This is a genomic window from Paracoccus sp. J39 (genome assembly GCF_000518925.1).
Classification (GTDB): Bacteria; Pseudomonadota; Alphaproteobacteria; order Rhodobacterales; family Rhodobacteraceae; genus Paracoccus.
The window spans coordinates 46101-55575 of record NZ_JAEN01000027.1; the positions used below are offsets into that span (position 1 = coordinate 46101).

The following is a 9475-nucleotide window of genomic DNA, read 5'->3' on the forward strand; positions in this document are numbered from 1 at the left end:
GTCCTCCGCGGGTAAACAGGCTTTCGCCTGAAAATAGGGATTCCGCCGTCAGGTTCAATGCGTATAGAGCAATGCGCGGAATTCAGGCAGGCCGCCCAGCGGCCGGACGGCATGGGACGGGGCCGGCCGCAGCAGCGGCGCGGCGATCAGGCGGCTGCCCTGCCAGATCCCGGGGCTGGCCGCGGCCTCGTCCCGCATCAGCCCCGCGCCGCGCCAGTCGAGCCCCGGCAGCACCCCGTGACCGAGCGCGCGCACCTGCTGGCCGGGCTGCAGGCCCTCGACCCGCCAGCGCCGGTCCCAGATGGCTGCAGCGCCCTCGGCCGCGGGGGCGCGCGCCGCGGCGGCGGGTTCGCGGATCAGCCACAGGAAACCGTCGCGCGGCGCGGCGATCACCCCCTCCAGCGTCAGCCTGGCGCCGGTTTCCAGCCCGGCAAGGGCATGCAGCACCGGCTCGCGCCGGGGCGGATAGTCGCCGCCGCCGACGAAGCGCAGCCCTGCGACAAGAAGCCGCCGGCGGATCTCGGGCGGCGCGGCGCGAAAGGCGTCCAGCGGCAGCGCCAGCGATCCGGCGCGGCTTTGCGCACCCTCGGCCACCCGTGCGGCGAAATCGCACAGCGCATCCCGCGCCATGGCCAGATTCTCAGCCGATTGCGCCAGCTGCCGCAGCGGCAGGTCCAGCGCCGCGATGGCCTTGCGCACCCGCACCCGCTCGAAATCCTCGTTCTCGTTCGAGGGGTCCTCGACCCAGCCCAGCCCCCGCGCCGCCAGCCAATGCCGCAACTCGGCACGGCCGACCGCCAGCAGGGGGCGCAGCCAGGCGATCCCCAGCGCCTCGCGCGATTCGGCCATGGCCGAAAGCCCGTCCACGCCGGCGCCGCGGTTCAGGCGCATCAGCAGCGTCTCGGCCTGATCGTCCAGCGTATGGCCCAGCAGAACGGCGGCAAGCCCATGCCGGACGGCCCAATCGGCCAGCAGGCGCAGGCGCGCCTCGCGCGCGGCGGCCATCAGGTTGCCGCCGCCCTGCCGCGTCCAGCGCAAGATCTCGTGCGGAATGTCCAGGGCGGAGGCCGCAAGGCCGGCCGCCTGCGCCTCGGCCTCCGAGCCGGGGCGCAGCCCGTGATCGACCGTCGCCGCCAGCAACCGGACACGGCCCCAGCGATGGGCCAGATGCATCAGGGCGGTGGAATCGCCGCCCCCCGAGAGGGCGATGCCAAGTGCGGGCCGGTCGCCGGCCAGACGGTCCAGCGCGGCATGCACCCGCGCCTCGACCGGGTCAGCCCTCATCCGCCAGATCCGCCGCGGCCTCGGGGTCCAGATCCTCGGCCGAGCTCTCGTCCAGCGTATCGCAGCCCAGGCCCTGCAGCCGCCGCTCGGCCTCGGCGGCCTGCGGCGCGCCGGGGAAACGAGCCAGGATTTCCTGAAGATAATAGCAGCCCTCTTGCGGGCCGCCCTTGGCGGACATGGCGCGCGACAGGCCCAGCAGCGCATCCGCTGCCTGCGGGCCGTTCGGATTGGCCGCGAAGCTTTCCAGCCAGGCCAGGCCCGCGCCGTCGAGATCGCCGGCGGAATCCAGCGCCGCCCCGCGCAGGAACAGCGCCTCGGCGGTCAGCGGACCGCCAGCATGGGTTTCGGCAATGGCCGCGAAGAGCTCGGCAGCACGACGAAAGTCACCTTGACCGAGCACCTCCCGGGCCCGGTCGAAATCGGCCTTTTCCGCCGCGGTCGCGGCGGCCCCGGCCGAGGGGGTCCTGGATTGCGTCAGCGCGCCCTGCTGGTCCGAGGGGGGCAGCGGGCTGCTGCCGCCCTGTTCGCCCAGGGGCGGCGTGGTCAGGCTGCCCAGATCGCAGCCCTCCTCCATCTCGCAGAGGCGGAACTCGATATCGCCGATGCGGGTGGTGCCGTCCCGGACGATGCGGTCAATGCGGTTCTGCAGCTGCTCGGTCTGGCCGGTCAGCTGCGCCAGCCGCGCCTCCATCGCGTTCATGCGGTCGATGGCGCTGTCGCCGCCCGCCGCCGCGAAGCCCGCCGGACCCGAGGCGACCAGCTGCGCCCGCAGCGATTGCAGATCGGCCGAAAGCTGGTTCAGCTCGGCCCGGATGTCGGCCAGGGTCTGCGCATCCTGCGCCGCCACCGGCCACGCGGCCAGCGCGAATCCGGCCGCCAGCAGAAACCGTCGCATCACATCCCCGCCCCTGGGCTGACCGCCGTCACGGCCCGGCGGTTCTTGGAATAGCATTCCTCGGTCGAGCAGATCGCCAGCGGCCGCTCCTTGCCATAGCTGACGGTGCGCAGCCGGCCCGGCGCCACGCCTTGCGAGACCAGGTATTCCTGCACCGAGTTCGCCCGGCGCGCACCCAGCGCCAGGTTGTATTCGCGGGTGCCCTGCTCATCGGCATGGCCCTCGATCACCGCCGAGAAGCCCTGGTTCTGGTTCAGCCAGCCGGCCTGATTGGCCAGGATCACCCGCGCCTCGGGCGACAGGGTGGACTGGTCCACGGCGAACAGCACCGTATCGCCGACGGCGGTCTTGAAATATTCGGCAGTGCCCGGCAGAGCAGTGGCCCCGACCCCGCCAAGGCCGCCGCCGGCCCCGGCATAGGGGTCCTGGACCTGCATGTCCTGCGCCGGCCGGGCGCAGGCCGCCAGCGCGAGAATGGCGCCGACCGCGGCAATTTTCATGAAAGTTTTCATAATCCTGTCCATCTCACGCGCTTCAGGGCAGCAAGGGGCCCCAGTCGGGATCCGAGGCCGCGCCATTGATCTTGACCGGGCGCATGTTGCGCCCCGTGATATCCACCGAATGCAGGCGCGGCTCGCCGTCGCCGCCCGGCGTCACCCGCGTGAACATCACGACGCGCCCATTGGGGGCCCAAGTCGGGCCCTCGTCAAGGAACGATTCCGTCAGCATTTTCTCTTCCGAACCATCGGTGCGCATGACGCCGATATGGAATTTCCCGCCGACCTGCCGGGTAAAGGCGATCATGTCGCCGCGCGGCGACCAGACCGGGGTGCCATAGCGCCCCTCGCCGAAGCTGATCCGCTTCGGCTCGCCGCCGTTCGCCCCCATGATGTAGAGCTGCGGCGTGCCCGAGCGGTCGCTCTCGAACACGATCTGCTTGCCGTCCGGGCTGTAGCTGGGCGAGGTCTCGATCGAGGGGGCGTTGGTCAGCGCCCGCTGCGCGCCGGTGGCGGCATCCATCTGGTAGATGTCGGTATTGCCGTTCTTTTCCAGCGAATAGACGATCCAGCGCCCGTCGGGCGAGAAGCGGGGCGAGAAGCTCATCGTGCCCTGCTGGCCCGCGCCCAGCTGACGCACGCCGAGCGAATTGACATCCATCATCATCGCCTGCGGGAAACCGGTGGCATAGCTGGTGTAAAGCAGCCGCGAGCCGTCGGGCGAGAAGCGCGGCTTCAGCACCAGCGTCGCATCGTCGGTCAGCCATTTCACGTTGGCGCCGTCGTAATCCATGATGCCGATGCGCTTGCGGCGCGCGTCCTTGGGCCCGGTTTCCTGCACGAAGGCGACGCGGCTGTCGAAATAGGGGCCCTCGCCGGTCAGCCGCGAATAGACCTGGTCGGCCGCCTTGTGGGCGGCCCGGCGCCAGTTGCCGGTCGCGGCGTCGAACTGCATGCCGTCGCCCAGCGGCTGGCCGGCGAAGACGTCGAACAGCCGGAACTTGACGACGACCTTGCCGCCCTCGACCTTGACCGCGCCGGTGATCAGCGCCTGGGCATTGACCGCCTTCCAGTCCTCGTAGCTGACAGGCGCCTCGAAGCTTTCCGGCCGTGCGATATGGGCGCTGGCCGGGATCTCGCGGAACAGGCCGGTGCCGGTCAGGTCGGCGGCGATCAGGTTCTGCACCTGCGCCAGGTATTCGCCGGCGCCGCCCTCGTCGTGGAAGCGGGCGATGGCGAAGGGCATCGGCTCGATCACCCCGTCGGTGATCTCGATCCGCAGCGGCCCGTCCTGCGCCAGGACCGGCGCGGCCAGCCCCAGACCCGCAAGGGCCATCACGGAAGTCATCAGGAAATGTCGCAACATGAATCGCCCTCGTAAGGTCTTGGTTGCAGGATAGAGTGTCGCGCGCCGGGATGCCATGTCACTGGACCCGCGCGCTGCCGCTGGCGTTGAAGTCGATGATGACATCCTTCCAGCGGTTGTATTTCTCCGGCGGCAGCTTGTAGCCGCCGCGCTCGCACATCAGGATCGCCCGGCGCGCCGCCTCATAGGCCTGTTTCGCCGCCGCGTCCGAGGCGCCGTCATGGCCGATCATGCGCAGCGAGCCCTTTTCCACCGTGCCATCCGGGGCCATCGAGAACTGCACCGAAACCGTGGTCCGGCTGGCCTCGGTCGAGAGCGAGCCGCGGTTCCAGCATTGCTCGACGGCGACGCGGAAGCCGTCCTTCTCGCCCTGGCTCAGCGGAGGCCCGCTGGCCGCCGCCCCGCCGCCGCCCGAACCGGCCGAGCCCTGATCCTGCATCGCCTCTTTCAGGGCGGCCTGCTTGGCCGCTTCGGCGGCCTTGCGCTCGGCCTCGGCCTGTTCGCGGGCCTTGGCTTCGGCGGCAGCCTTTTCGGCAGCCTTCTTCTCGGCCGCGGCGCGTTCGGCGGCCGCCTTTTCCTCGGCTTCCTTGCGGGCCTTGGCCTCGGCGGCCTTCCGTTCGGCTTCGGCCTTCTCGGCGGCCGCCTTTTCGGCAGCAGCCTTCTCAGCGGCGGCCTTCTCAGCGGCGGCCTTTTCGGCAGCCGCTTTCTCGGCAGCGGCGCGGCGTTCGGCCTCGGCCTTGCGCTCGGCGGCACGCTTCTCGGCGGCAGCCTGTTCCGCAGCGGCCTTTTCAGCCGCTTCGGCCGCGGCAAGACGGCGGGCGCGCGCCTCGGCCTCCTCGGCCTTGCGGGCCGCTTCCGCGTCGGCGCTGCGGCGCTCGGCCTCGCGGCGTTCTTCCTGCGCGCGCTCCTCGGCGGCGCGGCGGGCGGCGGCCTCGGCGGCCTTGGCGGCGGCGGCCTGCTCGGCAGCGGCCTCGGCCTGCTGACGGGCCAGCAACTGCTCGCGCTGGCGCGCCGCCTCGGCGGCGGCGCGGCGGGCCTGCACGGCCTCGGCCAGCCCTTCGGGGCGACCACGGGGCCGCGCCGATTCGACCGGCGCCAGCGCCGAACGCTGCGGGATGGGCGCCGGCGATTGCGGCTGCGCCGGATTGCGCGCCGGATCGGGCCGGTCGCTGGTCCGCGGCAGCGCCGCCAGTTCGACGGAGTCCTCGGGCTCGGCGGGGCGCGGCGCATCGGTCACCACGGCCACCGGCCGGTTGGGGGTCTGGAAGTCCGACAGGTCGGGCCGCGCCTCGGGCCGATCCGAGGGCGCGGACAGCTCTGCCGCCTGTGCATCGGGGGCGGGCGGACTGACCGCCTCGACCTCGCCCGGCCGGTTTTCATCGGCAGGCGGGCGCGGTTGCGCAGGGGTGGTCGCGGCGGAATCCGAGACCGGGCCGCGCCCGGCGGCAGCGGCGGCCAGCGACTGGAACTCGGCCTCGGACATGGTCGCGACCTCGGCCATGCGCACGGCTTCCAGCGGCTGCGGCCGGAACAGCGCGCCGCCGACCAGCGCCGCGCCCAGCAGCCCGGCATGGGCGACGCCCGAGATCCAGAAGCCGATGCGTTCCGCTGGGTCCATGGCTTCAGCCATCCGCGCCCGCGTCCATCCGCGGCCCGCCGGCCTCGGTCACCAGGACGATGTTGTTGAAACCGGCCGCGTTCAGCGCCCCCATGACCTGCATGATCCGGGCATAGGGAATCGAACCGTCGGCGCGCAGATAGATCTTGTCGCTCTGCCGCTCGGCCGAGACGGCGCGCAGCCGGGTGATAAGCTCCTCCTCGGGAACCTCGGTGGTCATGACCAGGATCGGCCCCTCGGGCGTGACCGAGACGCTCAGCGGCTCCTCGGGCTCGGCCGGGACGGCCTGGGCGGCGGTCTTGGGCAGTTCCAGCGGCACGCCCACAGTGAGAAGCGGCGCCGCCACCATGAAGATGATCAGCAGCACCAGCATCACGTCCACGAAGGGCGTGACGTTGATCTCGGCCATCGGCTGGCTGCGCGTGCGGCCCTTGCCGTTGCGACCGCGTTTGACGACCCCGGCCCCCATCTTATTCGTCGTCCAGCTGGCGCGACAGGATCGTCGAGAACTCGTCGGCGAAGCTCTCGTATCCCCCGGTGATGCGGTCGGCATCGGCGCTGAGCTTGTTGTAGAAGATCACCGCCGGAATCGCCGCCAGAAGGCCAAGCGCGGTCGCCACCAGCGCCTCGGCGATGCCCGGCGCCACCACGGCCAGCGAGGTGTTCTGCGAGATCGCGATCTCCTCGAAGGCGGTCTTGATGCCCCAGACGGTGCCGAACAGGCCGATGAAGGGCGCGGTCGAGCCTACCGTGGCCAGGAAGGGCAGGCCGCGGGTCAGGCGGTCGTTCTCGCGGTTGATGGCGACGTTCATGGCCCGGTCGATGCGCGCGGTCACGCCGGCGATCAGGTTGCCGTCGTCGCGATGGCTGCGCCGCCATTCGGCCATGCCCGAGGAAAAGACCCGTTCGGCCGGGCCCGAGGGCGCCTCTCCGATGCGATCGTAGAGATCGTCCAGCGGCTGGCCCGACCAGAAGGCGCGGTCGAATCGGTCCGCCTCGCGCCGGGCGGCGTTGAAGGTGATGAACTTCTGGATGATGATCGCCCAGGCCCAGAACGAGGCCAGGATCAGGATCACCATGACGATCTGGACGGTCAGCGAGGCGCGCGCGAACAGCGCGATCAGCGAGAAATCGACCGGCTGCCCGGCTCCGGCGAGTTGTTCCATGGAATTCGGCCTGTCCTTTGGGCCGCTGGGATGCGGCTTCTGCTAACAGGCCAGTTAGCAGAACCGGGCAGCGGGACAAGCCCGCTCGCACCGCTTTCTCCGTCAATTCTGCGTCAATTGCCCGCGAGATCGGCCGCCCGCAGGCGTTCCGCCACTGCTGCGGGGATGCGTGCCGGCCTGCCGGAATCGGCCAGGCAGGCCAGGGTGACGCGGGCCCGGAACAGCAATCGCCCGTCGCGCGTCACGGCCTGGTCCAGCACGATCCGCGCCGGGCTCAGCGCCTCGAGCCGCGATTCGACGGCCAGCAGGTCCTCGAACCGCGCCGGCGAGAGATAGTCCGCCTCGACCCGGCGCACGGCAAAGACCAGCCCCCGGCGCTGCAGGCCGCCCTGGTCCACGCCCAGCTCGCGCAGCCATTCCGAACGGGCGCGTTCGATGAATTTCAGATAATTGGCGTAATAGACGATCCCCGCCAGATCGGTGTCTTCGTAATAGATGCGGATCGGAAACTTGTGCATGGCGGTCCTGGCGTTACCGGTGGTCGGGGCTTTCCGCCCCCGTCGCCTGACGGCGACTCCCCCGAGGATATTTAGGCAAGAAAGAAGCCGGAAGAATCAAGACGACAGCCTTGCCGCCAGACGAAGCGCATGCGAGCCATCCGTGGCGACCGCGGGCATGACCGGATCATAGGCGGCGCGGATCAGCCGGGCCAGCGCGGGAGAGGGCGCCACGTCGCGCGCGAATGTCAGCATCCCGCGCACGGCCAGCGTCTCGGCCAGTTGGCCCGGGTGGGCATCCGCCAACGGCCCGCCCATGTTGACGAAGGTCAGGCAGGCCCGGATCGCGCCCCCGGCGTCAAAGCGGAACAGCCGGTATTGATCCGCCGCCTCCGCCTTCAGCCGCCCGGGCAATCCCGGCAGGCCGGTCAGCCGGTCGAGGTCGGGCAAGCCGCGCAGCTCGTCCCAATCCCGGACGAAGAAGATCATCATGTTCGCCCCCATCTCGGGATCGGTCTCGGCCATGGGCTGGCCGGCATGGGCAAGCACCGCCCGCATGGCTTCGCGAAAGATCGGCAGGCTCTCCTCGGCCAGACCGAAGATGACCGGCGCCACCGGCCGTCCCCAGCGCGCGCAAAGATAGCGGCCGTCACGGGTGAACAGCGCCTCGATTTTCGCCCGATCGAACGCCATCGGATCCTTCTTTCTTGTCCAAATATCCTCGGGGGTGAATTGCGGCTTCAGCCGCAAGAGGGGGCGGAAGCCCCCTCCCCCTGTCAGCTCACCCGACGATCGCCGCCTCGGTCGCGGCGCGCAGCGCGTCCTCGCTGACGCCATCGGCCAGCTCGACGATCTTCAGCCCGCCCGGAACCACGTCCAGCACCCCCAGATTGGTGATGATCCGGTTCACCACGCCCTGGCCCGTCAAGGGCAGGGTGCAGGATTTCAGCACCTTCGACTCGCCCGCCTTGTTGGTGTGGTCCATCACCACCACCACCCGGCCCACGCCCGCCACCAGGTCCATCGCCCCGCCCATGCCCTTGACCAGCTTGCCGGGGATCATCCAGTTCGCCAGGTCGCCGTTCTCGGCCACCTCCATCGCCCCCAGGATCGCCATGGCGATCTTGCCGCCGCGGATCATCGCGAAGCTCTCGGCGCTGTCGAAATAGGCGGTCTGCGGCAGCTCGGTCACCGTCTGCTTGCCGGCATTGATCAGGTCCGGGTCCTCCTCGCCCTCGTAAGGAAACGGCCCGATGCCCAGCATGCCGTTTTCCGATTGCAGCGTCACATGCACCCCCTCGGGGATGTAGTTCGCCACCAGCGTCGGGATGCCGATCCCGAGGTTCACATACCAGCCGTCCTGCAGTTCCTGCGCGGCCCGCGCCGCCATCCGGTTGCGGTCCCAGCCCTTGATTTCGGCGGCCATCAGACGGTCTCCTTCTTGCCGGTCGTGTCGGAGACGCGCGAACGTGTCGTGCGCTGCTCGATGCGCTTCTCGTGCTGGCCCTGGATCAGCCGATGGACATAGATCCCCGGCAGGTGGATGGCGTCGGGATCGAGGCTGCCCGTCGGCACGATCTCCTCGACCTCGCAGACGCAGATGCGGCCGCATTTCGCCGCCGGCACGTTGAAGTTGCGCGCGGTCTTGCGGAACACCACGTTGCCCGACTCGTCCGCCTTCCAGCCCTTGACGATGGCCAGGTCGGCGACGATGCCGCGTTCCAGGATATAGGTCTCGCCGTCGAAATCGTGATGCTCCTTGCCCTCGGCGATCACCGTGCCGACGCCGGTTTTCGTATAAAAGCCCGGGATGCCGGCGCCGCCCGCCCGCATGCGCTCGGCCAGCGTGCCCTGCGGGTTGAACTCCAGCTCCAGCTCGCCCGAGAGATACTGGCGCATGAACTCGGCATTCTCGCCGACATAGGAGGAGATCATCTTGCGGATCTGCCGCGAGTCCAAGAGCTTGCCCAGCCCGAACCCGTCCACGCCGCAATTGTTGGAGGCGATGGTCAGCTCCCTGGTCCCGGCGCGCAGGATCGCCTCGATCAAAAGCTCCGGGATGCCGCAAAGCCCGAAGCCCCCCGCCGCAATCACCATCCCGTCACGAAGCAAACCCCCAAGCGCCAAATCCGCGCTGGGATAGATCTTGTTC

11 protein-coding genes are annotated in these 9475 nt (G+C 70.0%); all 11 read right to left on the minus strand.

Features of this window, described 5'->3' with window-relative positions; all coding sequences use genetic code 11:
• Positions 1-54: 54 nt before the first annotated feature.
• The 11 genes from tilS to L632_RS0119135 all read right to left on the minus strand — a co-directional run bounded on the left by tilS (position 55) and on the right by L632_RS0119135 (position 9468).
• Complete coding sequence (tilS, locus tag L632_RS0119085; RefSeq protein WP_028717376.1) at positions 55-1284, minus strand: tRNA lysidine(34) synthetase TilS; 1230 nt, start codon at positions 1282-1284, stop codon at positions 55-57.
• Positions 1274-2179, minus strand: a complete 906-nt coding sequence (locus L632_RS0119090) for a tetratricopeptide repeat protein (protein WP_028717377.1) — start codon at positions 2177-2179, stop codon at positions 1274-1276. Before L632_RS0119090 ends, tilS begins: the two co-directional genes overlap by 11 nt.
• On the minus strand, positions 2179-2691 hold the full coding sequence (gene pal, locus L632_RS0119095) for a peptidoglycan-associated lipoprotein Pal (protein WP_028714113.1): 513 nt from the start codon (positions 2689-2691) through the stop codon (positions 2179-2181). The genes L632_RS0119090 and pal overlap by 1 nt, the downstream gene beginning before the upstream one ends.
• 22 nt (positions 2692-2713) lie before the next feature.
• Entirely contained in the window at positions 2714-4024 is a 1311-nt protein-coding gene (gene tolB, locus L632_RS0119100) for a Tol-Pal system beta propeller repeat protein TolB (RefSeq protein WP_028714114.1), read from the minus strand.
• 76 nt (positions 4025-4100) lie between these two features.
• Entirely contained in the window at positions 4101-5660 is a 1560-nt protein-coding gene (tolA, locus tag L632_RS0119105) for a cell envelope integrity protein TolA (protein ID WP_028717378.1), read from the minus strand.
• 4 nt (positions 5661-5664) lie between these two features.
• Positions 5665-6129 (minus strand): ExbD/TolR family protein, encoded by a 465-nt coding sequence (locus tag L632_RS0119110; RefSeq protein WP_028714116.1) that lies wholly within the window; start codon positions 6127-6129, stop codon positions 5665-5667.
• Position 6130: 1 nt separating this feature from the next.
• The gene (gene tolQ / locus L632_RS0119115) at positions 6131-6826 is read right to left on the minus strand and encodes a protein TolQ (RefSeq protein WP_028714117.1); all 696 of its coding nucleotides are present in this window, start codon (positions 6824-6826) and stop codon (positions 6131-6133) included.
• Positions 6827-6939: 113 nt separating this feature from the next.
• The gene (gene ybgC, locus L632_RS0119120; RefSeq protein ID WP_028714118.1) at positions 6940-7344 is read right to left on the minus strand and encodes a tol-pal system-associated acyl-CoA thioesterase; all 405 of its coding nucleotides are present in this window, start codon (positions 7342-7344) and stop codon (positions 6940-6942) included.
• A gap of 96 nt (positions 7345-7440) precedes the next feature.
• Positions 7441-8016: a hypothetical protein gene (locus tag L632_RS0119125; protein WP_028714119.1), complete on the minus strand. Its 576-nt coding sequence runs from the start codon at positions 8014-8016 to the stop codon at positions 7441-7443.
• An 88-nt stretch (positions 8017-8104) separates the two neighbouring features.
• A complete protein-coding gene (locus L632_RS0119130; protein WP_028716246.1) occupies positions 8105-8749 on the minus strand; it encodes a 3-oxoacid CoA-transferase subunit B in 645 nt (214 codons plus the stop codon).
• Positions 8749-9468 carry a CoA transferase subunit A gene (locus tag L632_RS0119135; protein WP_028717360.1) on the minus strand — a complete coding sequence of 240 codons (720 nt, stop codon included), beginning with the start codon at positions 9466-9468 and terminating at the stop codon, positions 8749-8751. The genes L632_RS0119130 and L632_RS0119135 overlap by 1 nt, the downstream gene beginning before the upstream one ends.
• Between the last annotated feature and the right edge of the window lie 7 nt (positions 9469-9475).